Origin of the sequence: Ruegeria sp. HKCCD7296 (assembly GCF_013110775.1) — a bacterium.
In the GTDB taxonomy this organism is placed as follows: Bacteria; Pseudomonadota; Alphaproteobacteria; order Rhodobacterales; family Rhodobacteraceae; genus Ruegeria.
In genome coordinates, this window is the sequence record NZ_WVRF01000001.1 from 420,894 (window position 1) to 446,136 (window position 25,243).

The 25,243-nt window shown below is 56.2% G+C and carries 24 protein-coding genes; 10 read left to right on the top strand and 14 right to left on the bottom strand.

Translation table 11 applies throughout. The features are described from left to right. Positions 1-68: 68 nt before the first annotated feature. From galE to GS632_RS02135, 5 genes are all read left to right on the top strand, one after another. A complete protein-coding gene (galE, locus tag GS632_RS02115) occupies positions 69-1,052 on the top strand; it encodes a UDP-glucose 4-epimerase GalE (protein ID WP_171178603.1) in 984 nt (327 codons plus the stop codon). Between the two features lie 7 nt (positions 1,053-1,059). Continuing rightward, positions 1,060-2,109, top strand: a complete 1,050-nt coding sequence (locus GS632_RS02120) for a glycosyltransferase family 2 protein (RefSeq protein WP_253284411.1) — start codon at positions 1,060-1,062, stop codon at positions 2,107-2,109. Positions 2,110-2,287: 178 nt separating this feature from the next. Continuing rightward, on the top strand, positions 2,288-3,274 hold the full coding sequence (locus tag GS632_RS02125; RefSeq protein WP_171178861.1) for a glycosyltransferase family 2 protein: 987 nt from the start codon (positions 2,288-2,290) through the stop codon (positions 3,272-3,274). Then, the gene (locus GS632_RS02130) at positions 3,271-4,971 is read left to right on the top strand and encodes a beta-1,6-N-acetylglucosaminyltransferase (protein ID WP_171721583.1); all 1,701 of its coding nucleotides are present in this window, start codon (positions 3,271-3,273) and stop codon (positions 4,969-4,971) included. Before GS632_RS02125 ends, GS632_RS02130 begins: the two co-directional genes overlap by 4 nt. Before the next feature lie 6 nt (positions 4,972-4,977). Next, positions 4,978-6,429, top strand: coding sequence for a sulfotransferase family 2 domain-containing protein (locus tag GS632_RS02135; protein WP_171721582.1), 1,452 nt, complete (start codon positions 4,978-4,980; stop codon positions 6,427-6,429). Here GS632_RS02135 and GS632_RS02140 read toward each other — a convergent pair. The 8 genes from GS632_RS02140 to GS632_RS02175 all read right to left on the bottom strand — a co-directional run bounded on the left by GS632_RS02140 (position 6,413) and on the right by GS632_RS02175 (position 15,653). Continuing rightward, a complete protein-coding gene (locus GS632_RS02140; protein WP_171178610.1) occupies positions 6,413-6,931 on the bottom strand; it encodes a murein L,D-transpeptidase family protein in 519 nt (172 codons plus the stop codon). The genes GS632_RS02135 and GS632_RS02140 overlap by 17 nt on opposite strands. A gap of 60 nt (positions 6,932-6,991) precedes the next feature. Continuing rightward, positions 6,992-7,777, bottom strand: coding sequence for an ion transporter (locus tag GS632_RS02145; RefSeq protein ID WP_171178613.1), 786 nt, complete (start codon positions 7,775-7,777; stop codon positions 6,992-6,994). Between the two features lie 21 nt (positions 7,778-7,798). After that, entirely contained in the window at positions 7,799-9,028 is a 1,230-nt protein-coding gene (locus GS632_RS02150) for a class I SAM-dependent RNA methyltransferase (RefSeq protein WP_171721581.1), read from the bottom strand. A gap of 39 nt (positions 9,029-9,067) precedes the next feature. After that, the gene (locus GS632_RS02155) at positions 9,068-10,900 is read right to left on the bottom strand and encodes an ABC transporter ATP-binding protein (protein ID WP_171721580.1); all 1,833 of its coding nucleotides are present in this window, start codon (positions 10,898-10,900) and stop codon (positions 9,068-9,070) included. Further along, on the bottom strand, positions 10,897-12,735 hold the full coding sequence (locus GS632_RS02160) for an ABC transporter ATP-binding protein (RefSeq protein ID WP_171721579.1): 1,839 nt from the start codon (positions 12,733-12,735) through the stop codon (positions 10,897-10,899). Before GS632_RS02160 ends, GS632_RS02155 begins: the two co-directional genes overlap by 4 nt. A 191-nt stretch (positions 12,736-12,926) precedes the next feature. After that, the gene (locus GS632_RS02165) at positions 12,927-14,081 is read right to left on the bottom strand and encodes a CCA tRNA nucleotidyltransferase (RefSeq protein ID WP_171721578.1); all 1,155 of its coding nucleotides are present in this window, start codon (positions 14,079-14,081) and stop codon (positions 12,927-12,929) included. Then, positions 14,078-14,674 (bottom strand): CoA pyrophosphatase, encoded by a 597-nt coding sequence (locus tag GS632_RS02170; RefSeq protein ID WP_371809132.1) that lies wholly within the window; start codon positions 14,672-14,674, stop codon positions 14,078-14,080. Before GS632_RS02170 ends, GS632_RS02165 begins: the two co-directional genes overlap by 4 nt. After that, entirely contained in the window at positions 14,667-15,653 is a 987-nt protein-coding gene (locus GS632_RS02175; RefSeq protein WP_171721577.1) for an Hsp33 family molecular chaperone HslO, read from the bottom strand. The genes GS632_RS02170 and GS632_RS02175 overlap by 8 nt, the downstream gene beginning before the upstream one ends. 76 nt (positions 15,654-15,729) lie before the next feature. On the opposite strand from GS632_RS02175, the gene GS632_RS02180 reads away from it, so the two are divergent. Continuing rightward, positions 15,730-16,176, top strand: coding sequence for an NUDIX hydrolase (locus GS632_RS02180; RefSeq protein WP_171721576.1), 447 nt, complete (start codon positions 15,730-15,732; stop codon positions 16,174-16,176). Here GS632_RS02180 and GS632_RS02185 read toward each other — a convergent pair. Further along, positions 16,173-17,447, bottom strand: a complete 1,275-nt coding sequence (locus tag GS632_RS02185; RefSeq protein ID WP_171721575.1) for a PP2C family protein-serine/threonine phosphatase — start codon at positions 17,445-17,447, stop codon at positions 16,173-16,175. The genes GS632_RS02180 and GS632_RS02185 overlap by 4 nt on opposite strands. Before the next feature lie 163 nt (positions 17,448-17,610). Between GS632_RS02185 and GS632_RS02190 the strand changes: the two genes are divergently transcribed. After that, positions 17,611-17,940, top strand: coding sequence for an Hpt domain-containing protein (locus GS632_RS02190; RefSeq protein WP_171721574.1), 330 nt, complete (start codon positions 17,611-17,613; stop codon positions 17,938-17,940). On the opposite strand, the gene ilvA is transcribed toward GS632_RS02190, so the two are convergent. Then, on the bottom strand, positions 17,937-19,163 hold the full coding sequence (gene ilvA / locus GS632_RS02195) for a threonine ammonia-lyase IlvA (RefSeq protein ID WP_171234648.1): 1,227 nt from the start codon (positions 19,161-19,163) through the stop codon (positions 17,937-17,939). The genes GS632_RS02190 and ilvA overlap by 4 nt on opposite strands. Before the next feature lie 57 nt (positions 19,164-19,220). After that, a complete protein-coding gene (locus GS632_RS02200) occupies positions 19,221-19,880 on the bottom strand; it encodes a hypothetical protein (protein ID WP_371809973.1) in 660 nt (219 codons plus the stop codon). A 249-nt stretch (positions 19,881-20,129) separates the two neighbouring features. Between GS632_RS02200 and GS632_RS02205 the strand changes: the two genes are divergently transcribed. The 3 genes from GS632_RS02205 (at position 20,130) to GS632_RS02215 (ending at position 22,154) form a co-directional block, all read left to right on the top strand. Next, positions 20,130-21,356 (top strand): argininosuccinate synthase, encoded by a 1,227-nt coding sequence (locus tag GS632_RS02205; protein ID WP_171178636.1) that lies wholly within the window; start codon positions 20,130-20,132, stop codon positions 21,354-21,356. Between the two features lie 32 nt (positions 21,357-21,388). After that, positions 21,389-21,793 carry a DUF1810 domain-containing protein gene (locus GS632_RS02210; RefSeq protein ID WP_171178866.1) on the top strand — a complete coding sequence of 135 codons (405 nt, stop codon included), beginning with the start codon at positions 21,389-21,391 and terminating at the stop codon, positions 21,791-21,793. A 79-nt stretch (positions 21,794-21,872) separates the two neighbouring features. Beyond that, positions 21,873-22,154, top strand: a complete 282-nt coding sequence (locus GS632_RS02215; protein WP_171184646.1) for an SCP2 sterol-binding domain-containing protein — start codon at positions 21,873-21,875, stop codon at positions 22,152-22,154. A 2-nt stretch (positions 22,155-22,156) separates the two neighbouring features. On the opposite strand, the gene GS632_RS02220 is transcribed toward GS632_RS02215, so the two are convergent. The 3 genes from GS632_RS02220 to GS632_RS02230 are packed head-to-tail and all read right to left on the bottom strand — an operon-like array spanning position 22,157 to position 25,241. Next, the gene (locus GS632_RS02220) at positions 22,157-23,083 is read right to left on the bottom strand and encodes a 3-hydroxyacyl-CoA dehydrogenase NAD-binding domain-containing protein (RefSeq protein ID WP_171721572.1); all 927 of its coding nucleotides are present in this window, start codon (positions 23,081-23,083) and stop codon (positions 22,157-22,159) included. Continuing rightward, positions 23,083-23,823, bottom strand: a complete 741-nt coding sequence (locus GS632_RS02225) for an SDR family NAD(P)-dependent oxidoreductase (protein WP_171178644.1) — start codon at positions 23,821-23,823, stop codon at positions 23,083-23,085. Before GS632_RS02225 ends, GS632_RS02220 begins: the two co-directional genes overlap by 1 nt. Then, positions 23,823-25,241 carry a gamma-aminobutyraldehyde dehydrogenase gene (locus GS632_RS02230; RefSeq protein WP_171721571.1) on the bottom strand — a complete coding sequence of 473 codons (1,419 nt, stop codon included), beginning with the start codon at positions 25,239-25,241 and terminating at the stop codon, positions 23,823-23,825. Before GS632_RS02230 ends, GS632_RS02225 begins: the two co-directional genes overlap by 1 nt. Positions 25,242-25,243 lie beyond the last annotated feature (2 nt).

A 25,243-nucleotide genomic window follows, 5' to 3' on the forward strand; every position in this document is an offset into this window, starting at 1 on the left:
GATTTTCCCCATGACATCCGGCGGTGCTCAAATTTTAAGTATAGTTAACTCGTTTTAAAGGACGCATCATGACAACTATCCTTGTTACTGGCGGTGCAGGGTATATCGGCTCGCACGCGTGCAAAGCGCTGGCGCAAGCGGGTTATGTGCCTGTGACATATGACAATCTGGTCACGGGTTGGCAGGATGCGGTGAAATACGGCCCTTTCGAGCAGGGCGACCTGCTGGACCGCGCGCGTCTGGACGAGGTGTTTGCCAAACACCAACCGGCAGCCGTGATGCATTTTGCGGCCCTAAGCCAGGTGGGCGACGCGATGAAGCAGCCCGGATTGTACTGGTCAAACAACGTCACCGGTTCGTTGACCTTGATCGAAGCTGCGGTTGCAGCCGGGTGTTTGAATTTTGTGTTCTCGTCCACATGCGCCACCTATGGTGAACATGACAACGTGGTTCTGGATGAATCCACCGCGCAGTATCCACTGAATGCCTATGGTGCATCGAAACGTGCAATCGAAGATATCCTGAAAGATTTCGAAGCGGCCCACGGCCTGCGCCACGTCATTTTCCGCTATTTCAACGTTGCCGGGGCAGACCCTGACGGAGACGTTGGTGAATTCCACCAGCCCGAAACGCACCTGATCCCTCTGATGCTGGATGCGATCGACGGCAAACGCGAAGGCCTGACCGTCTTTGGGACCGACTATGACACCCCCGACGGCACATGTATCCGCGACTATGTACATGTCTGCGATCTGGTCGACGCGCATGTTCTGGGGCTGGAATGGCTGGAACAAGGCAAGGAAAGCCGTGTTTTCAATCTGGGCACCGGATCAGGATTTTCCGTGTTGGAGGTAATCGAGCAATCCAAATCCGTTACCAACCGCCCTGTGCCTTATTCAACCGGGCCTCGTCGGGCAGGCGATTGTACAAAGCTGGTCTCGGGCTCTGTTCGGGCTGAAACTGAACTGGGATGGATGCCAAAACGCTCCACGTTAGAGACAATGATAGCGGATGCCTGGCGCTGGCATCAGAACGGCCACTACGAGAAATGAGGCTAAATTGACCTTCAGCGCGTTACAAAAGCTGCCCAAGATCGACTGGCGGCAAAAGTATCAGCTGCGCTGGAAACGTCGGCGGCTTCTGTGGCGATCCTTTCGCAGCCGGAACCAGTTGACCTGCCTGAACGATCGGACCGGCAAGATCCCCGCTGGTGACGTGCTGGCTTTTACCACTCTGCGCAACGAAATGACCCGCCTTTCCTGGTTTCTTCGCCACTACCGCCAGTTGGGTGTGCGCCACTTTCTGGTCGTCGACAATGGCAGCGATGACGGCTCGGCAGAGTATCTCTTGGATCAACCAGATGTTTCTGTCTGGCAAACCTATTCAAGCTATCGGGGATCACGATTTGGTCTGGATTGGCTGACTTGGCTCCAGATGCGGCATGGACACGCGCACTGGTGTCTTATGGTCGATGCGGATGAGCTGTTGGTTTATTCCCAGTGCGATACCAGGCCGCTACAGGATTTGACAGCCCGGTTGGACCAACAAGGCCGGGTGGGTTTTGGCGCGTTGATGCTGGACCTCTATCCCAAAGGTCCGTTGGGCCGTGACACCTATGATCCGGATACCGACCCAACAAATCTGCTGTGTTGGTTCGATGCGGGGCCATATCGCGCAGAGCGACAAAGCCCGATTGGCAATCTGTGGGTTCAAGGCGGCGCAAGGGAACGGATGTTCTTCACCCAAACGCGGCAGCGCTCTCCCACTCTGAACAAGATTCCACTGATCCGCTGGTCGCGGCGGTATGCGTATGTGAACTCATGCCACTCGGCCCTGCCGCGCCACCTGAACGCAGCTTATGATGGGCCCGGTGGAGCGGCGCCTTCGGGAGTATTGCTGCACACAAAATTCCTGCCGGAGATTGTTGAAAAGTCCAAATCGGAAAAAGAACGACGCCAGCACTTTCATGATCCAAGCCAATTTGCGGCGTATTATGACGGGATCATTAATCAGCCGGTCATGTGGACTCCACAATCAGTCCGTTATACCGGCTGGAAACAGTTGCAACAAATGGGGTTGATGCCTGGCGGGGATTGGGGCCTGCAATGAAAATACGACAGTCAACCGCACGTTTACACTTTGTCGGTTTAAAAAAGTTGCCTCAGAAGATGCATAGGTGGCATAAACCGGTAATGCCTTGTCCTGCCAACTGGAAAGACGAGGTCGGGGAAAGCTCGCGTAATAATAAAGGTTGGGCAGTCACGTGAGCCTGTTCGAATCCTACAAAATGCGATTGCGGCGCAAGCGCCGTATTCTGCGCTGCCTCAGACGAAGCCGTGAACTGAAACCCGCCAGCGTCAACACATCGGCCATCCGACACGACGACATTCTTCTAATGAGCGTTGTCCGGAACGAAAAAATCCGCCTGCCGTTTTTCCTGGAATACTACCGCAAACTGGGCATCAACCACTTTTTGTTCATCGACAACAATAGCGATGACGGAAGTTTCGAATTCCTGCAAGAACAGGCCGACGTGTCAGTTTGGCGAACGACAACCAGCTACAAACGCGCGGGCTATGGTCTGGACTGGTCGAACTACATTTTGCGGAAATACGCACATGGTCATTGGGTTCTGACCGTCGATCCGGATGAATTCTTCATCTATCCGTTTTGCGACACCCGCCCTATACGCGCATTGACGGATTGGCTGGATGGCAGCGCCGTGCGCAGTTTTGGAACCATGCTGATCGACATGTACCCCGAAGGTCCGGTAGATGCAGAACCCTACCGCGAGGGGCAGAACCCGTTCGAAATCGCGCGCTGGTTCGATCCCGGGAACTACATGATCACCAAGAACCCGGATTATAAGAACCTGTGGATTCAAGGCGGTCCTAGAGCGCGCGTGTTTTTTCGCGAAAACCCCTCCAAAGCGCCTGCGTTGAACAAGATTCCCTTGGTGAAGTGGGATCGGCGCTATGTCTATGTCAGCTCGACCCATTCGCTTTTGCCGCGGGGTTTGAACCAAGTTTATGACGAGTGGGGCGGGGAAAAAGCCAGCGGGTCACTGCTTCATGCCAAACTGATCGACACCCTTGGCGACAAAGCGCGCGAGGAACTGCAGCGCGGTCAACATTACCGCGGATCAGGTGAATACAAAGCCTATGCCGCACAGCTTGAGGAAAAACCCGTTTTCTGGTGCCAATGGTCCGAGGCTTACATCAATTGGCGACAGCTTGAGATTCTGGGCCTTATGTCCAAGGGGAATTGGGCATGAGTAGCCTGGGCATCGTCATGCTGGTCCATACTTCGCTGGACCGAGCCGAGCAGGTGGCGCGCCATTGGACGGCTGCGGGATGTCCGGTTGTGGTGCACGTGGATCGCAAAGTCCCGGATGGCACTTACGCCCGTTTTGTCGCGTCCTGCTCAAACGATCCCGATATCGTTTTTTCTGAACGTCACCGGTGCGATTGGGGCGGCTGGGGCATCGTCGCTGCCTCGCAAAGCGCATCCGAATTGATGCTTGAGCAATTTCCCGACGTTCGGCACGCGTTTCTGTCTTCAGGAGCATGCCTGCCCCTGCGTCCGGTTCAGGAGCTAATCGATTACCTGGCTGAACGGCCCCGCGTGGATTTTATCGAAAGCGCAACGACATCCGATGTCAGCTGGACCATTGGCGGTCTGGATCATGAACGGTTTACCCTGCGGTTCCCATTCTCGTGGCGCAAACAGCGCAAGCTGTTTGACACCTATGTCAGGCTACAGCGTGCCGTGGGGTACCGTAGACAAATTCCAGATGGTTTGGTGCCTCATATGGGCAGCCAGTGGTGGTGCCTGACCCGCCAGACACTCTCAGCCATCCTTCAAGATCCCAAACGTAAACAATACGACAAGTATTTCCGCCATGTTTGGATTCCGGATGAAAGCTATTTCCAGACCCTTGCACGACAATATTCGACGCATATCGAAAGCCGATCCCTGACTCTGTCCAAATTCGATTACCAGGGCCGTCCTCATATTTTCTATGACGATCACCTGCAATTGCTGCGACGCTCGGATTGCTTTGTTGCCCGTAAGATCTGGCCTCAGGCCGAACGACTGTATCAGGCATTTCTGACGGACCAGACCAGTGCCATGAAACCGGCTGAGCCCAATCCCGGCAAGATCGACCGCATCTTCTCGAAAGCGGTGGAACGGCGGACGCGAGGACGCGACGGGCTTTATATGCAAAGCCGCTTTCCACGGCACGGCAGCGAAAACGGCCTGACATCTTCGCCTTATTCTGTATTCCAGGGATTTTCCGAGCTGTTTGAGGATTTTGAATCCTGGCTTGTGACCACCACGGGAGCAAAAGTCCATGGGCACTTGTTCGGACCTGATCGCGCCGAATTTGAACAAGGGGAAACCATCACAAACGGCGCCCTTAGCGACAGCGCAACTTTACGGGATTACAACCCCACAGCATTCCTGTCGAACCTGATCTGGAACACGCGGGGGGAACGGCAGTGTTTTCAGTTCAGCCCAAGAGACACGCAAGCGATCAACTGGTTTTTGGCGCGCGACAAGAACGCCCAGATTTCGGTCATCACCGGAGCCTGGGCAATTCCATTGTTCCGTTCAAACCTCAACTTCTCGGAGATCCGGTGCGAAGCGGCACGGTTGCAGCAGATTGAAACCAAGCAGCTCGAGGTTTTGACCTCGGTCTGGACCAAAGCCCGCATGCGCAGTTGGACCTTGGCCGATTTCATTGAATCGCCGATGGATCCGTTACAGACGATTCTGGATGAGATCGGCGCACATCAGGCCAGCCACTTGACCGAAGTGCCCACCATGGTTGATCTGACCGGTTTCGGGAAGTTCCTGCAAAATCTGAAGAATCAGGGTATGCACCCATATCTGATGGGTGATTTCCCGTCTGACGATGTATTTGGTCGGCAGACAAAACCTTTCCGAAAACCCTATCTGGTGCAGTGACGGCCAATGGCAGCCAAATATGATTACTTTGTTGTACTGGCGGCCATGCGCACAGGGTCTAACCTGCTGGAGGCAAACCTGAACGCGCTTGACAGCGTGACCTGCCATGGCGAGGCGTTTAATCCCCATTTTGCCGGGAATCTGCAGTCAGATACACTGCTGGGCCTGACGCTGGAAGACCGTGACGCAGATCCGATGAAGCTGCTGAAAGCCATTCGTACAGCACCCGGTGACATCAACGGGTTCCGGTATTTCGAAGAACACGATCCGCGCATTCTGAAGCCCATTTTGAATGACCATCGCTGCGCAAAGATCATTCTGACCCGCAATCCACTGGACAGCTACCTGTCCTTGAAGATCGCGCGGACCACACAGCAATGGCTGCTGAAGAATGTTAAACGCCGCGTCGATGCCCAAGTCACCTTTGATGCACAGGAATTCTTGGATTATCTGGAACAGGTCCAGAGCCATCAGCACATGCTGCGGCGACATTTGCAAAAGACAGGTCAGAGCGCTTTTTTCATCTCCTATGAAGACCTGACTGAAATGGACGTCCTGAACGGCCTAGCCGAATGGCTGGGGGTCAAAGCGCGACTGACCCGGCTGGACGACACGCTGAAACCGCAAAACCCAGCGCCCGCAGTGTCAAAAGTCACAAATCCTGACGACATGGCGCGTGCGCTGGCGGATGTCGACCAGTTTGGGCTGCATCACACCTCTCGATTTGAGCCGCAGCGCGGTGCCGCCGTCCCGCAATACGTCGCGGCACCAAAGTCGGCCTTGATGTATTTGCCCATTCGTAACGGATTAGAGCCTGTTTTAAACCAATGGCTGGCCGATCTGGACGGCGGTAAGACTGGTGATTTAATCACCGATCGCAACCGCAAACAGATCCGCGCTTGGTTGAGGAACCACACCGGTCACCGAAAATTCACAGTCCTGCGCCATCCGTTGTCGCGGGCGCATACCGCGTTTTGCCAACACATTCTAAGTACTGGACCTGGCAGCTACAAAATGGTGCGTAACTATCTGCGGAACCGACTAAAGGTGCCGATTCCAGGGCAGGTGCGGGACACCAATTATTCTGTCGCGCAGCACCGTGATGCGTTTTCCGCTTTTCTCGGCTTCCTACGTCTTAACCTCAACAATCAAACCCCAATCCGCGTTGACGGGACATGGTGCAGCCAATCCCGGGTTCTGGACGGGATTTCCGGTTTCCTTTTGCCAGACCTGATCCTGCGGGAAGAAGACCTGACCACAGCGCTTCCAGCGCTTGCACGAGATATCGGTCATTCAAACCCGCCAAAGCCCAGCACACGCGCGCCTGATGAACCGTTTACGCTGGACCAGATCTATGATGCTGAGCTAGAGGCGCTGGCAGAGGACATCTACCAGCATGACTATGAGGTGTTCGGGTTTGGAGCCTGGGCCCCGGTGCCGCCTAGGGACGCAAAGTGATTAGCGTGCCTTTGTTGACCATCGCATAAATCTCTTCAATCTCGTCATTCTTAACAGCGATGCATCCTGCGGTCCAATCGGGTGTTTTCCGCGCGCGCTTGAGCTCTGACCGAAGATTCGGCTGGCCGTGAATAAAGATATCACCGCCCGGATTAACGCCTGCTGCCTTGGCCTGAGCGATATCCTGAGAGTTGGGGTAGGAAATACCTAACGATAGGTGATAGCGGCTTCGCGGATTTCTGCGGTCAATCAGATAGCTGCCCTCTGGCGTGCGACCATCCCCTTTTTTGGTTTTGGTGCCTCGTGGCGCAAATCCCAAATCCACATCGTATTCTCGCAAAACCTGCTCATGATGCAGCAGATAGAGTTTGCGTGCGCCTTTGTTGACCACCAAAGAGGTCACTTCGGGCCCATCATAAGTCAAAAATCTTGGGCCAGCTTTGGCACAAGCCGTAAGGCTCAGCGTTGCCATAGCCCCCAATCCGAATGCTCGACGATCCATTTTTCACTGCCTGCTCTGTTTTTTGGAGATTAATATGCCAAAAACCTTGCGAAACGGAAATCACTTTTTGCTGTTCATCTGCTCGGCCAGACGGCGTTCGATGCTTTCCAGCCGTTCCAGCACTTCGTCGCGATAGGCATCGGTTTTAACCTCGTCCTCGGCATGGTGTGCGTCCTGCATCGAGTTCACGATCAAACCCACCAACAGGTTCACCACGGCAAAGGTCGTGACCATGATAAATGGCACAAAAAACAGCCAGGCGTAGGGATATACCTCCATCACGGGGCGGACGATGCCCATGGACCAGCTTTCCAACGTCATGATTTGGAACAAGGTATAGGCCGACAGGCCCAGATCACCGAACCAGGCGGGAAATGACACCGAGAACAGTTTGGTCGAGATTACCGCGCCGATGTAGAATAGGATTGCCATCAACAAGAAGACACTGGCCATCCCGGGCAGGGCCGAAATAAAGCCTTCGACCACGCGGCGCAGGCGGGGCGCCACGGAAATCACGCGCAACACCCTCAGGATCCGCAGGGCACGCAGCACGGAAAGACCACCAGCACTGGGGACAAGTGCGACACCCACGATCAGGAAATCGAATATATTCCAACCGCTTGTAAAGAATCTGCGCCCGGTCGCGATCAGCTTTATTGTGATCTCAGCCACGAAGATGGCAAGGCACAGCTTGTCTAGCGTGACAATCAGCGGTCCTGCTGCGTTCATCAAAGTGGGTGATGTCTCCATCCCCAAAAGAATTGCGTTGAAAATTATGACTGCCGTGATGAAACGCCCGAAAGCCGGGGCTTCGATGATGGTCAGCAAACGCTGTTTGACACTCATGTGTCGCGATCTCCTGTCTGGTCAAGATGCGGCGTTCAGGACAAAGCGCGCAGCAAGTTCCGTGTGTGACGACCACCGAAATTGGTCAACGACCTGTACCCATTCAAGGGTGTAGCCTGCGTTAACAAGGATTTTTGCGTCCCGCGCAAAGCTCACCGGGTTGCAGGAAACATAGGCAATCACTGGTCGACTGGCTTGAGCCAACTCCTCCACCTGCGCCTCGGCTCCGGCGCGGGGCGGGTCTAAAACAATCGCGTCAAAGGCCTTTAGTTCATCAGGCATCAATGGACGACGAAACAGGTCGCGGGCCTCAGTTGTTACGCGTTTCAAACCCTGCGCTCTGCGCCAGCCCTGATCCAGCGCCTGAACCATTGCGGCCTCGCCTTCCACAGCATGAACTTCGGCTTTTTGGGCCAGGGGAAGCGAAAACGTACCGCTACCTGAAAACAGGTCGACGGCGCGCTTTGCACCCTCTGTTGCCTCCAAAACCGCCTGTAATAGAGCCTGTTCTCCGTCCTTGGTCGCTTGCAAGAACGCACCGGACGGCGGAGTGACGGCGGCTCTTCCAAACCGCTGAACCGGCGCCTGTCGCATAGCGATCACTTCACCGTCCCAACTCAGCCGCGCCAACCCGTGTTTCTCGGTCGCTTGAGCCAGCGCTAGTTCCAGCGGACCGTCCAAGGGTTTGCCGCCTCTAACAGCTACATCCAATCCGCCTTCGGAGAGTGTCAGTGTCACCGCCAGAACACCCTTACGGCTTCCACCCAGAACGGCCAGCGCCTCGGCCACAGGAATGGCCGCGGTCAACTCGGGGTCCAACAACCGGCAGTCGGGGATTTCCGTGATCGTGTCCGACGCGCGACCATGAAACCCGGCCAACGTACCTTTCTTTGTACGCCTTACGGCGACCGTCGCACGCCGGCGCGACTGTTCGGGTGACGTGTGTATCGGGCGCATCGGCGCATCCAGACCCTGCGCAGCCAACGCGGTGCGCACAATTTCAAGCTTCCAATCAGCTACAAAGGCGTCAGACGCGTGCTGCAACTGGCACCCGCCGCAGGCTTTGTAGTGGCGACACGGCGCCTTGACCCGATCTTCGGATGGCGTTTCCACCCGGATATCGGTCAGCACTTGACCCGTCAAAGTGCCGCTTACGACCTCACCTGGTAGAGTGCGCGGGGCATAGACGGGGCCATCGGCAATACCATCGCCCTGATGGCCGAGCCGTGTGATTGTGAATCGCTGCGTCATGAAGGGCCTGATAGCCGGGCTTTCAAGTCAACAAAACCCTTATTCAGCAGCTTCCGCCTGAATAAAGCCGCCAGATTGACGATGCCAGAACCGCGCATACAGACCGCCCTGATCCAGCAGCGTCTCATGTGTTCCGCTTTCGACAATCCGCCCCTGGTCCAGGACAACGATCCGATCCATCTCGCTGAGGGTGGACAGCCGGTGTGCAATGGCCAGAACGGTCTTACCCTCCATTACCCGATGCAGCGCGGTCTGAATCGAGGCTTCGACCTCGGAATCAAGTGCCGAGGTTGCTTCGTCCAGAACCAAAATCGGCGCGTCCTTCAGAATGGCACGGGCCAAAGCGATCCGCTGACGCTGTCCGCCGCTGAGTTTTACACCCCTTTCGCCCAGATGAGCGTCATAGCCTTGGCGACCGTTAGCATCCTCAAGGCTGAGGATGAATTCATGCGCCTCGGCCTTTTTCGCAGCGGTTATCATCTCATCCTCGGACGCATCCGGGCGACCGTACAGAATGTTTTCGCGCGCTGAACGGTTGAACATCGCCGTTTCCTGCGTAACCATACCGATCTGGCGGCGCAGGCTGTCTTGCGTCACGTGCGACACGTCCTGCCCGTCAATACGAATAGCGCCACTTTCCCTGTCATAGAGTCGAAGCAGCAAGGACACGAGCGTCGATTTACCCGCGCCCGAGGCGCCGACAATACCCAGCTTTTCGCCGGGTTTTATAGTCAGGGTCAGATCTGTAACACCGCCTATGTCCCGACCATAAGCAAAGCTGGCATTTTCGAATGAGATTGATCCGTCGTGCACAACCAGGTCTTTTGCGTCCCCCGCATCCTCGACCCGGTCACGCTTGGCCAGCGTTTTCATCCCGTTTTCGATTTCACCCACATTGGCGTAGAGGCCCATTAGAGTGAAACTGACCCAACCCGTCATTTGCGCAATCCGGATTGAGACGGCACCTGCTGCCACTATATCCCCTGCGGTCGCAATGCCGATTTGCCACAACCAAAGCGTCGCACCCAGCAGCAGAACCGGCAAAACACCAGCCAACGTCATCAGGATAAATCGAAAACTGGCCGAAAGCTTACCGAAATCCAGCGACCGTTCGCGCAGTTCCACCATCGAGTCGCGCGCAGACTGATCTTCGAAAGCGGAATGTGCAAACAACTTAACCGTCTTGATGTTGGTGATCGTGTCAACCACCTGCCCCGAAACCATCGCCCGCGCCCCGGCCCGCGCGGCAGAGCGTTGACGGATGCGCGGCAAATACCAGCGCACAAGCAGGAAGTAGACCACGAGCCAAGCGGCAAAAGGCAGCATCGCAAGCGGGTGAATAGACCCTAACAAAAGCAAAGACCCCACAAGAGACGCCAGGGCAAATACAATGGCGCTGATCGTTTCTGACACGACCGAAGCCATCGCGTTCGACGTTTGCATCTGCTTCTGTGCGATGCGTCCAGCGAAATCATCGTCGAAATACGTCACCGACTGGCCCAGCGTCCAACGGTTCAACTTGGCCAACACCAAGGGTGTGATGTTGGGCATGACGATGTAATTGTTCGAAACCGAAGACAGGCCAAACAGGATCGGACGCACCAACATAAAGAAAGTGATCGCGCCGAAGATCATCCACGTGTTATGCACGGTCAAAAAGTTTTCCGGACCGCTAGACGTTGCCACGTCGATCACGCGGCCCAAAATCCAAGCCGTGCCCGCCTCCATCGCGCCGGCTGTGGCCGAGAAGAAAGCTGCAACAAACAACATCGGCCAGGCCCCGGACAGACTCCAGCGAATGAACGCCCCCAACGTCTGTGGTGGGGGCGTTTCAGTGGTTTTGAACGGTTGGATGAGGTCAGCAACCCTCATTCCGCGGCCTCCGGATTCATGAAGCCACCAGATTGCCGCGCCCAGAACTGCGCGTAAAGGCCACCCTGCGCCAACAAGTCGGAATGGGCACCTTCTTCGACGATGCGGCCATAATCCATGACCAGAATGCGGTCCATCTGCGCGATTGTGCTGAGCCTGTGCGCAATGGCGATCACGGTCTTACCCTGCATCATGCCGTAGAGAGTTTCCTGAATTGACGCTTCAACCTCGGAATCTAGGGCGGATGTTGCCTCATCCAACAACAATATCGGCGCATCTTTAAGGATTACCCGTGCCAGCGTCACACGCTGCCGCTGCCCGCCGGACAGCTTTACACCACGCTCGCCCACATGCGCGTCGTACCCCGTGCGCCCTTGCGGGTCTTGCAGGTCAAGGATGAACTCATGCGCTTCGGCCTGCTTGGCGGCGGCGATCATCTGATCCTCGGTCGCATCAGGGCGGCCATAAAGGATATTGTCCCGCACCGACCGGTGCAGCAAAGCGCTGTCCTGCTGAACCATGCCGATATGACTGCGCAGGCTGTCCTGCGTGACATCTGCAATGTTCTGCCCGTCAATCAGGATCGCGCCCCGCTCGACATCATAAAACCGTAATAGAAGCTTAACTAGGGTCGATTTTCCAGCACCGGACCGACCGATCAAACCGATCTTTTCGCCGGGTTGGATGGTTAGGTTGATGTGGTCCAAACCACCGGCTTCGCGACCGTAGTGGTGCGACAGGTCGCGGATATGGATCTCACCCTTGTTCAGTCGCAAGGGTTTCGCAGCGGGCGCATCCAACAGATCAATGGGTTGGGCAATCGTCTCCATCCCCTCGGCCACGATACCAAGCTGGCGGAAAAAGCTGGTCAGCGCCCACATGATCCATCCGGTCATGGCGTTCAGACGAAGAGTCAGTGCGGTGGCAGCCGCAACGACACCAACCGAGGCGGTGCCTTGCATCCACAACGCAATTGCCCAACCAACAACGCCCACAATCAGCATGCCGTTCAAGGTGACCAGAACCGCATCCATGATCGTAAAAATCCGCATCTCAATCTGGAAAGTTCGGCGGGTTTCTTCGATCGCCTCGCGGGCATAGTCCAACTCTTGCGGACCATGGGCGAACATCTTGACGGAATGGATGTTGGTATAGCTGTCCACAACCCGGCCGGTGACAGTCGAGCGCGCATCTGAGGCCGCTTTTGACGCCGGACCGACACGCTGCACCGTCCAGCGCACCAGCATCGCATAAAACGCAAACCAGATTAGCAAGGGGATCAACAAACGCGGATCCGCTGCGTACAGCAAGATCGCCGCACCGATCAGATAGGCTAGCGAGAAGGAAATCGCATCAAAGACCTGAAAGACCACCTCGCCTGCGGCAGGTGGCGTTTGCATGATCCGGTTCGCAATCCGCCCGGCAAAATCGTTTTCGAACCAGCCAACCGATTGGCGCAGCACATGTTTGTGCGCGCGCCAGCGGATCAGCGTGCCAAAGTTAGGCAGGATCGTGTTGTTCAACAGAAGTACGTCGATCAGATGCAGTAACGGACGAAGCAGCAGAACAAACGCCGCCATCAATAACAGCTCTGTCCCGTGGTTCTGCCAGACTTCTGCAGGAGATCCGCCCAGCAGGTCGACAACGCGGCCCATATAATAGATCAACCCGATTTCGACCCCTGCGACGACGATAGAAATCAGTGCGGCCCAGACAAACACCCGGACGAAAGGCCGCGAATAATCCAACATGAACGGCCACAACTTGGTTGGTGGCGCGTCGGTCTCTTTGTAGGCGACAAAAGGGTTAACGAGATTTTCGAAATAGCGAAACATGGAGAGTGCTCCGATTGAGCAAAAATGTAGACGTGCGAAGAAGAATGGCGCCTGAACACCACCCTTTACGGGGCAAGTGTTCTGGCTTTAGCCGAACCAGATCCCGTAATACATTCGCAGTCCTCCATCCATGTGACAGTCGCACGTAACCACAAACGTGTTGGTTTGTCATCCCCTTTTGAGACTTAGCGCTAACTTGCCAGCAACTCCTCGCGCGACAACGCAAAGCCGGACGCGATCCAGCGGCTTTCAAGCTCGGCCAGTTTCTGGCCCAGCGCTGGTCCTGTGAAAGTGGGGATCAGATCCTTGGCTTGAATTGGAAAACGGGCAGCCGCCCCTTTATGCAAGTCATGCCTCAAGGCTTCGGACCAGGGTTGTTCCAGAAAAGCGCAACGCAGAAGAGTCTCGTGCAAACCGCCTTCGTCACCGTAGCGGTAACCCAGCTCGGCCACGCTGGTGGTGGCTTGTGCCTCGTTACGCATACGGGTCAGACGTTGCAATTGCGAACGGCTCAATCGCAATGTCGCTGCGTCTTCAGGCGTGGCGATGGCTGCCAGCCGTCGCACCGGATCGGGATCAGCACCCGCCGCCTGTTCGAGCGCAACAAGAGGCGCAAGGGATCGGTCGTTTGCGCCCGGCAACAGCTGCGCCAAGACACCCGTGCTGCGCATTGTTGCAATTGCAGGGGCCGGATCGGGCGCTGCCAGTAGTTTCAGCAGTTCCGCCCCGACCCGTTCGCGCGACAGTGATTTCAACCCGTCAAGATTGGCACCAATTGCGGAAAGTGCATCTGGGTCGAACCCAGCCTGTGGATCTCCATACCAAGCGTGAAACCGGAAATATCGAAGCGAGCGCAAATAATCTTCGCGTATACGATTCTCGGCCGTTCCAATGAACCGCACCCGTCGCGCCTCAAGATCGGGCAACCCTTCAAGCGGATCCAACACAGTGCCATCTGGCTGCGCATAGATTGCGTTCATGGTGAAATCGCGCCGGGCCGCGTCTTCCTCGACATGATCGGAAAACGCAACAACAGCGCGCCGCCCGTCGGTTTCAACATCTCGACGGAAGGTCGTGATCTCGTGCGGGATACCGGCGCTGACGACCGTGATCGTACCGTGGTCAATACCCGTTGGAATAGCCTTGAGCCCCGCGGCCTGCGCCATCTCAACCACCTGCTGTGGTCGCGCGTCGGTAGCGATATCGATATCCGAGACAGGTGCGCCCAAAAGCGCGTTGCGCACACAGCCACCCACAAAAAGTGCCTGCGCACCAGATGCAGTCAGGGCGGCGCATACCTGTTGGGTCGCTGGTTCACTGACCCAAGGCTCGTTTATCTGCATCATTCATTCACCCGTGCTGCAAGCCCGCGCAATATGCGGGCCGTCGCGCCCCAGATATAATAGGGGCCGAACGGAACTGTGTAATATCTGCGTTTCTGGCCGCGCCAGCGACGCGACTCAACCAGATAATTCTCGGGATCTAGAAGATGGGCAAGAGGCGTCGAGAAAACCTCATCCACCTCGCCGGGTTCGGGCACAGGTTTGAATGTGTCACGTACGACTGCAACCACGGGTGTAACGTTGAAAGAGGTGACGGTTTCATGCATGGGAAGAAACCCCAGAACCTCTGGCATATCGGGTGGCAGTCCGATCTCTTCTTGTGCTTCCCTTAAAGCCGCCGCCGTGACATCGGCATCCGTTTCATCCTGTTTGCCGCCAGGAAAAGCGATCTGACCGGGGTGATGCTTCAGCGCCGAAGATCGTTTGGTCAGGATCACCCGAGGCGCGTCATAAGCCAAAGATATGGCCACGAGAACACCGGCAGGACGCAGCCGCCGCCCGGGCGGCAGAACGGTATCGGGGTTCAGGTCAAAATCACTGGACCCGTGACCGGGGCGGCGCAAGGCCGCCCGGATCTGTTCAACCGGATCATGCACCTTTGCTGTCTTCAGCTTCAAAGCCCACAGTTGCCGGATCCAGCACATAATGCGCGCCACAGAACTGGCAATCAGCCGTAACCAGACCTTCAGGCGTTGTCATCTTTTCGATGTCCTTCGCCGAATAGATCGACAAGCTCTGACGCACCCGGTCCTCGGAACAGGTGCACCCGAATTGTACCGATTGCGCGTCATAGACACGCGGCTGTTCCTCATGGAACAGGCGAACCAAAAGGTCGGTCGGCGCAACCGAAGGGCCGATCATTTCCAGATCCTCGACGGTATCCAGCAGGATATTGACGCGGCCCCAGTTCTCACCCTCTTCGCCGTCTACCAGATCGCTGGCGGTCAGGATCTCACCGGTACCTTCGCCAGATGCTGCAAAGGGCGACGCTTTGGGCATATGCTGCAACATGATGCCGCCGGCACGCCAATGCTCGCCCACGCCAGGCTCGGTCGATTTACCAAAGCTCAACGAGAACCGCGTCGGCAACTGTTCGGATTGCGCGAAATACGCCTCGGCACATGCGCTCAGCGATCCGCCCGCCAGGGGCGTGATGCCCTGGTACGGCTGCGTGCCTTCGCCCTGGTCGATCATGATAGCGAAATACCCTTCGCCCACCTGATCAAAAGGTGCGGCGTCGGTCAGCCGGTCGTGGTCAAAGCTGGCATAGGCTCGAATTTGGGCAGGCTGGCCTTCTTCTTGCGGCGCGTAATAGTCGGTCGCGATCATGCGGACCGCGCCTTTGGACTGCACCTGCAACGACAACTTCCAGCGCAGCGCAACGGTCTGGCCGATCAACGCGGTCAGCAAGGCCATTTCAGCCACCAGCGCTTCGACTTGCTGAGGATAATCGTGCTGCTTCAGGATGCCATCCAGCACGCCATCCAGACGGGCCACGCGGCCACGCATGTCGGATGCATCAAGTTGAAAGGGCAGGACGGTGTCGTCCCACGCGATTTTTGTTCCAAGAGACATGGGGTTTCCTTACACGCCACAGGTTGGCATACCGGCACCATATAGGTCGTACAGATTGGGTTTTAAGGGGCCATACATGATCAGACGGTTTGGTGAAACCCCTCAGGCAGGGCAGAAATACACACTGCGACCGGGAGTGTACGTGCTTTTGCCTCGTGGACGATCATTGTTGCTGACATGGTATGACGACGGCCTCAACCCAGAGCTGCAACTGCCGGGCGGAGGCATTGATCCAGGCGAATCGCCAATCACGGCCCTGCATCGCGAGGTTTACGAAGAAACCGGTTGGCTGGTTGCCAACCCACGTCGCGTCGGCGCCTTTCGCCGCTACGCGTATATGCCCGAATACGATCTGTGGGCGGAAAAAATCTGTATGATCTATCGCGCGCGTCCTGTCCGCCGCATCGGACCGCCAGCCGAGGCGTTTCATGAAGCACGATGGATAGATGCATCAGATGCGATTGAAAAGCTTGGCAATGACGGCGATCGGCATTTTGCCAAGCTGCACCTTTGGTCGCTTTAAGGGCCGTTATATTCGAAGAACACGGCCGAGACGTCATCCCCTATCCCCTCTTTGGGCGACATCACCTGCGTCAGTCGCCAGAACATGTCATCCAGAAACTCGGACCCGCCATGTTCCGTAACGCAATGTTGTGCCATCTCCTGCAAACCGTTTTCGTCCAACAGACCGCCATCTGCCAGGGGACATTCGGTAAACCCGTCGGAATACAGCAACAGCTTGTCCCCGGGCTGCAATTTTGTCTCGATCTGATGAAAGCCTGCGTCCCCGATCAGTCCGACAGGTAAACCGCCGTCGCCCAAAAACTCACTACTGCCATCCTTCCGCAACAAAAGAGGGTGCGGGTGCCCGGCCTGCACCATCTTCATTAGACCGTTGCGCAGGTCGACGATGGCATAAACCATCGTGAAATATTCTTCGATCCCCGTATCCGCCATCAGCCTTGAATTGAGCGTTTTGGCGACATCCTCGGGCGGTAAAAGTGCGTAGAACTTGTTAAACCGTTGTTCCATAGCGACGTTCTGATCAAAGTGCTTACTGGACAGATAGCTGCCCAACCGGGCCGTCATCATGGCCGATGTGATCCCGTGGCCGGACACATCAATGCTGTAGAACCCCAACCGATTCACGCCGGGCGAGAACATGCCAACAAGATCGCCGCCAATATGTCCGCACGGTTTCAGCAACAGGCTGACCCGCGAGTTGCCAAAGTCGCGCATTAGTTCAGGCACCAGCGATTCCTGAATCTTACGCGCCTGCATCAAATCCTTGTCGATAGCGTCATGCGCCAGCTTCAGCTCTTCCAGCGCGGATTCAATCAGCCTGTTTTTCTGCGAAAGTTCGCGCTGCATATCTAAAATACGCGCTCCGGCAGAGATACGCGCGCGCAGTTCATCCGCCTCCAAAGGTTTGATGAGGAAATCATCAGCCCCGGCATCCAGACCTCGGGCGACTTCTTGCTTTTCGCTCTTGGACGTCAGCAGAATGAAATAGCTGTATTGGTCCGAATTCAGCGCGCGGAACGCGCAGCAGAACTCCAGACCACTCATCCCCGGCATAACCCAGTCGCTAAGAACAAGATCGGGCGGGTCTGTCTGGCAAAGCTCCAACGCGGCCTCACCGGTATCGGCTTCGATTACGTCAAACCCCCATTTCCTGAGAGAGGCCACCAGGATGCGCCGCTGCAAACGGCTGTCATCCACAACCAGCACCTTGCGGATCGCGCCGAAGTCCAGATCTGACCTGGTGTCCTCAAGACTCGCCCTTGGTACCATTTACACTCAGCTCTTACAAAATTGACCGGTCGCAGAGACCCTAGCGTCTGCGGGCTTAACATCCGGTGAAGACCCGACTCACGTTCAAATGGTGCCCTTAACCTGGTTTTTACCAGCCGTGGTTTAACCAGAACCTTGAAGGTTAAATGGCAGGTATCTCACAATGATCCACTGGGACAGAGTCAGGCAATTGCGGGACGAATTTGGCCCAGATGAATTTGACGAGGTGGTCGAGATTTTTCTGGAAGAGGTGCAAGAGGTTATCGCGCGTCTGCATCACGATACCAACCGAATCGAATTGGAACAGAACCTTCATTTCCTGAAAGGCAGCGCTCTCAGCCTTGGGTTCGATCAATTCTCGAAACTCTGCCAGGATGGCGAACGGCAGGCCGCGGCAGGTCAAGGCGTAGAAGTTGATCTGCCGGCCCTGCTGGCGCTTTTTAACAGCTCGAAACTCAAGTTCGAAGCAGAGTTGCAACAGAATCTCTGCTAGATCACAAACTGCGCCAGGGTCTCGTCCTCGGTGATGTCGGTATAGGTGAACCCGGCCTCATCCAGATGCGCAAACAGGCGCATGAAGTTTTCAGGTTTGCGGGTTTCAATCCCGATCAGGACCGAGCCGAAATTGCGCGCTGATTTTTTCATGTATTCAAAGCGGGCGATGTCGTCTTCGGGGCCAAGAATACCAAGGAACTCTTTCAACGCACCCGGGCGCTGCGGCAGGCGCAGGATAAAGTACTTTTTCACCCCCGAGTAACGCTGCGCGCGTTCTTTGACCTCGGGCAAACGTTCGAAATCGAAATTCCCTCCAGACGTCACACAGACAACCGTCTTGCCGCGCACAAAGCTTTGAACATCGCCCACTGCTTCAATCGCCAAAGCCCCAGCCGGTTCAAGCACGATGCCTTCGACATTCAGCATCTCAATCATGGTGGCGCAGATACGGTCTTCGGACAGGACCAGCACATCCGACAGGTGGCGCGATTTCAGCAAATCGAACGGCTTCTCTCCAATTCGTCCGACCGCCGCGCCATCGACGAAGGTATCCACATGATCCAGCGCAACGGGATGCCCTGCCGCCAATGCAGCACGCAGACATGCGCCCCCAGCGGGCTCGACAAACAAGCAATGACTGCGATCCCCGAACCACGTCGCCACGCCCGAGGACATGCCGCCACCGCCCACCGGCAACACGACATGATCTGGCACCCCGCCCAGTTGCTCTTCGATCTCAACCGCCAATGAGGCCTGACCTTCGATCACATCCGCGTCGTCGAACGGTGACAGGAAATGCCCGCCCTGCTGCGTGCACCACGCTTGGGCAGCGGCCAGCGTGTCATCGAAATAGTCTCCGGTCAGGTGAATCTCGATATTTTCGCCGCCAAAGATACGAGTCTTTTGGATTTTCTGCTGTGGCGTCGTGACCGGCATGAAGATCACGCCCTTGACCCCCAGATGCTTGCACATGAAGGCCACACCCTGTGCGTGATTGCCCGCGCTGGCACAGACAAATAGGTCCTGCCCCTGCTGCTTGCGCATCGCGTTGAACGCGCCGCGAATCTTATACGACCGCACCGGGCTCAGGTCTTCACGTTTGAGCCAAATGTCCGCGCCATAACGGTCGGACAGATGGGCATTCCGCTGCAAAGGCGTTGCAGGAAACACAGAGCGCATCGCTTGTTCTGCGGCGCGGGCGCGGGTCATGAAATCAGTCATGTCCGCCTCACTGCCGTATCACCGCGATAAGGGCAAGGAATACATATGTGTACGGGCTCAGGACAGCTGGCGCTTTTCGAAAAAGACACCGTACATGGTGGTAAAGATGCTGACATTGATCATCGGAAGGATGAGCGTGCCGAAAAACACGGTCAGCAACACTCCCACAACCGGAATAATCGCCAGAGCGGTGAAAACCAATTGCACTAGAACCTGGAACAGGAACGCAACAACCAGCAACACCAAAATAGAAGGGCCGACGCCAGTTGTGTTGCTCCAAGCGTCTTTTAGTGAGATCGGGCTTCCAATTGCAGCCGCCGGAAGAATTATGGAAAGGCGGAAGAAGCAAATGACCAGAAAAACCGTGTAGGAAATCAAAATAATAAGGGAAAGCCACGCAAGGCTTTCGCCCAGAACCGCAACAACCAAGCTCATGGGGATAAATGCGATTGCCATTAGAATTCCCAGCATGAGAAAACGACCGAAGTAGGCTAGAATCCTGTCGAAACGGAATGTTGGAAGCACTCCCGTAGGATACTCTTCTAAAAGGATGAAGCGGTGCCATGACACGGCAATCCAGAACATGGTGCCCAACAACACTACCAGCAGGACGAACATAAAGATCAAGATTGACCCGGCAGTCGTGCCCGGAGGTAATTCGCCAGCATTTTCGTCAAGCGCCTCAAGCGGAATACCAAGGGCCAGAAACAAAGCCACAATTGCGATAGTCGCAATCACCGCAGGCCCAACCGTGATTTGCAGGACCTGTTTCAGGTTACCAAACACCATCCGCACTGAATGAACGAAAATTTGCCATCCCAACATCCGAAAACTGCCCCTTCAACCAATCATTGTTTTAATTGCGTATGTTTCACCCCAATTCCCGCTCTGCGTCAATCCACACAGCTTGCCCCCGAGTTCAAAACCCGTTAGGGGCCAATCGTTCTACGCATAAAGGGAAGTCAGATGTCCGCGCCCAAGAAAGTTGTTCTGGCCTATTCCGGTGGCCTTGATACCTCGATCATTCTGAAATGGCTGCAGACCGAGTATGGTTGTGAGGTCGTGACCTTCACCGCCGATCTGGGTCAGGGTGAGGAGTTGGAGCCCGCCCGCCAAAAGGCTGAACTGCTGGGGATCAAGCCCGAGAACATCTATATCGAGGACATCCGCGAAGAGTTCGTGCGCGACTTTGTCTTCCCGATGTTCCGCGCCAATGCGGTCTATGAAGGGCTGTATCTATTGGGCACGTCGATCGCGCGCCCTCTGATCTCGAAACGCCTGGTTGAGATCGCCGAGGCCACCGGTGCCGATGCTGTTGCGCACGGCGCGACCGGCAAGGGCAACGATCAGGTTCGCTTTGAACTGGCAGCTTACGCCCTGAATCCCGAGATCAAGGTGATTGCGCCCTGGCGTGAATGGGACCTGACCAGCCGCACCAAACTGCTGGAGTTTGCGGAACAGAACCAGATCCCGATTGCCAAGGACAAGCGCGGCGAGGCTCCGTTCTCGGTCGATGCGAACCTGCTGCACACCTCGTCCGAGGGCAAGGTTCTGGAAGACCCTGCCGACATGGCGCCTGACTACGTCTATCAGCGCACCGTCCATCCCGAGGATGCGCCAAACGAGCCCGAGTTCATCGAGATCGGCTTTGAAAAAGGTGACGCGGTCAGCATCAATGGCGAAGCGATGAGCCCGGCCACCATCCTCACCAAGCTGAACGAATATGGCGGAAAGCACGGCATTGGCCGTCTGGATCTGGTCGAAGGCCGCTTCGTGGGCATGAAGTCGCGCGGCATCTATGAAACACCCGGCGGCACCATCCTGCTGGAAGCGCATCGCGGGATCGAATCCATCACCATGGACCGCGGCGCGATGCACCTGAAAGACCAGCTGATGCCGCAATACGCCGAGCTGATCTATAATGGCTTCTGGTATTCGCCCGAGCGTGAGATGCTGCAAGCCGCCATCGACAAATCGCAAGAGCATGTCACCGGCACCGTTCGTGTGAAACTGTACAAGGGTCTGGCCTCGACCGTAGGCCGCTGGTCGGATCACTCGCTGTACTCCGAGGCGCACGTGACCTTTGAGGAAGACGCTGGTGCATACGATCAGACAGACGCAGCCGGTTTCATCCAGCTGAACGCACTACGCCTGAAACTTCTGGCCGCACGCGACAAGCGTTTGTCCAAGTGATCGACGAAGACGATAACGACGACGAACTCGATATGTTCATCGAGGCGCAGGACACGGTTTGGGCCGATGTCCTGCGTGAATTGGAACAGGGGCAGAAAACCAGCCACTGGATGTGGTTTGTGTTTCCGCAACTGGCCGAGTTGGGCCAATCTCATATGGCGCAGCTTTACGGCATAGAAGATCTGGACGAGGCAACGAGCTATCTGAACCACCCTGAACTGCGCCGTCGGCTGACGGAAGCAGCGTCGCTGATGCTGTCGCACAAAGGGCGAGATGCGGCTGACATTCTGGGTGGGGTTGATGCAAAGAAGCTTCGATCTTCGATGACGCTGTTTTCTTCTGTCGCGGATGCTCCGGTCGAATTTCAGGCTGTTCTCGACGCCTTTTACGATGGTCAGGCCTGCGATCGCACAACGCAGATGCTTGGTGCGTCATAAAGCCAAGCTCCCGTTGGGTCAGCCTTGCCTGCGCGCCGTCTGACCCTTTACGCATTCGGAAACTGCGAAAGGAACCCGGATGCTTCAAGACATCGCTGATGGAATTCAAAAGGGCCTGAACGGCAAAACCTTTGATGGCTCGTTGAAATTCGATTGTGGCGCAGACGGGGTGATTGTTCTGGCCGACAATCAGGCCACGACGCAGGATCAGGACACGGATTGCACCATCCGTATCTCACAAGACAACCTGACCAAGCTGCTGACCGGGAAACTAAACCCGATGACGGGTGTCGCTATGGGCAAGCTCAAGATCTCGGGCAATATGGGCGTCGCGATGAAGCTGGGTCAGCTGTTGGGCTAAGTTCAGCGCAAATCTGCAATGGATTTCTGCATCGCCAGGATCAAAGCGTCCCGTTGCCCGGACAGCTCGGCTTGGGTTTTCCCTGCGGCCTCATCTTTCACGCCATCAGCAAGTTGCTGAGCGACTTCATCTGTTAAATAGACCTGACCCAGATCGTCCCACCAGCCGTTGAACGTATCGGTAAAGTGGTCGCAGAACGCCTTCAACCCACCTTCCCCCGCGCCGAGATTGAACAACATGGTCGGCCCCATCGCCGCCCACCTGACACCCGGTCCTGCCCAGACGGCTTTGTCCACATCTTCGACCGACGCAACACCCGACACCACAAGATGAATGGCTTCACGCCACAAAGCAGCTTGCAACCGGTTTGCTACATGGCCGGGCACCTCTTTGTTGACCCGGATCGTGGTCTTACCCACGCTTTCATAAAACGCCTGTGCCGCATCAACCACACCATCGGAAGTTTTCTCATTCCCCATCACCTCAACCAGCGGGATTAGGTGCGGTGGGTTGAAGGGATGTCCCAAAACAAAATGCGACGGGTCAGACCATCCAGGCTGCATTTGGCCAAGTGTTAGACCCGATGCAGAGCTGGCGACGATTGCGCCCTTGGACAAAGCAGGCTCAATCTCGGCAAAGGTTGCATGTTTTATCTGCAAACGCTCAGGCACATTTTCCTGAACAAATCCCGCATCAGCCACTGCGGCAGCAGCGCTGGAATGAAACGTGATGGCGTCCGGGTTTCCATTCTCCGTCAAGCCCAGCGCACCAAGGGTCGACCATGCATTCTCTACATACTGGCATACTTTCCTTTCGACGTTCGGGTCAGGATCAAAGAGGGCAACAGAACGCCCGGATGCCAGAAAAAGAGCTGCCCAACTAGCGCCAATGACGCCTCCGCCCAAGCAGGCCGTGTGTTGTATTTCCATCAGAACAATCCCGGGTTCAAAGGTGAAGCTGCTGTCATACCACCATCCACGGTGAAAAGCTGACCTGTGGCAAAGCTTGCCTCATCCGAAGCCAGCCAGACCGCCATGCTCGCAATATCCTCGGGTTTCCCAAAACGACCTGCAGCATGGCGGGCAATCGCATCCTTGTGCGCGGCATCAGGGTCATTGGCCAACTCGAACGCGGCGTCCAGCATTCCTGTTTCAATCCATCCGGGGCAAATCGCGTTGCAGCGGATCTTTGGCCCGTGATCGACCGCAATAGAACGGGTCAAACCATGCACAAATGCCTTGGACGCGTTGTAAAGCGCCATGGACGGATCAGCGGTATTCCCTGAAATAGAGCCTATATTAATGATCGCAGCGCCCTCATCCATCCGAGGTATGTAAGCCCGGCACATATTGAAGACGCCCTTGCAATTGGTGCCAATCACAGCTTCCCAATCCGCGTCCGAACTGTCTGGAACAGTCTTTTCGACCTGCACACCAGCATTATTCACCAGAATGTCGATGCCGCCTGCGGCCTCGGCCAACGCTTCGACAGCGTCCGTGTCCGTGACATCCAGCGGACACCAGATGATGTCGTCAGCCAAGCCATCAGGCCGCGCCCCGCGTCCACATGTCGTCACTGTCGCGCCTTCACGGCGAAAGGCTTCGACTATTCCTCGGCCAATGCCTTGCCGCCCACCTGTCACAAGCGCTCTTTTCCCAGCCAACCGCATCAGTGTGCCACCATCACATGGCGCACGGACGTGTAGGCATCCAGCGCATAAACCGACATGTCACAACCCGTGCCTGATCCTTTCATCGCAGCCCAGGGCATTTCCGCCGCTGGCATTCCGTGCGTATTCACCCAGGTCATGCCGTACCGCAGCTGCGCCGCCATTTTCATCGCGGTCGAGACATCCTTGGTCCAGACAGACGACGCCAACCCGTACCGCCCCACGTTTGCAATCCGAAGGGCTTCGTCCGCCTCGGTAAATCGCGACAGAGTCACGACCGGGCCGAACACCTCGCTGCATGCGATCTCAGCGTTATTATCCACATTTGCGACGACGGTCGGCTGATAGAAGAACCCTTCCCCCTCACCAACCTTGCCACCTACGGCGATCTCAGCGCTGCTGCGGGCGCGATCGACAAATCCGGCGACCCGGTCGCGTTGGGCGGCTGATACGATAGGCCCCATTTCTGTACCATCGGACTTTGGCGCACCGATCCTGATCTGAGCAACCTGATCAGCGACGGCAGCAACCACTTTGTCGTATACATCATCCTGCACCATCACCCGACAGGGCTGAGCACAATCCTGACCTGCGTTGAAGAACGAACCGTATCGGATCGTCTCGGCCACGGCGTCGATATCAGCATCATTGAACACGATGACCGGTGCCTTGCCCCCCAGTTCCAGATGCACATGGCGGATCTGGTTGGATGCAGCGCGCATCGCGGCCATTCCGGTCGCAGGTGAGCCGGTGATGGAAATCCCCTCAATCCGTGGGTCATTGATCAGGCTGTCACCAACCGACATGCCCCGACCATGGACCACGTTCAACACACCTTTGGGCAATACATCTGCCAGCAACTCTGCCAGCCGCAGAGTGGCCAGCGGCGTGATTTCGGACGGTTTCATTACAATGGTGCAGCCCGCCGCCAGAGGCGCAGCGATCTTCCATGCTGCCATCATAAGCGGATAGTTCCACGGTGCGATGGACGCCACAGGGCCAATAGGATCCTTGCGGATCATCGATGTGTGGCCCGCCGCGTATTCTCCGGCCACTGACCCGCTCATCGTGCGCGCGGCACCGGCCATGAAACGGAAAGTATCGATGGTCAGAGGCATCTCTTCATCGCGGGCCATCGGCCATGGCTTGCCAACATCAAGCGTCTCTAACTCGGCCAATTCATCGATGTTTTCTTCCATAACATCCGCAATCGCGTGCAGATATCCCGACCGTTCGGAAGGCGTGACAAGCCGATAGGTGTCAAAGGCTTCATGGGCAGCACACGTTGCAGCTTCGATCTGCTCAGGCGTCGCCTCGGGCACGTGGGCCACGGTTTCTCCGGTGGATGGATCCAGAACGGGCAGAGCATCGCCCTGACCCTCAACCATCTCTCCGTTAATAAGCATCTTCGTCTGCATAT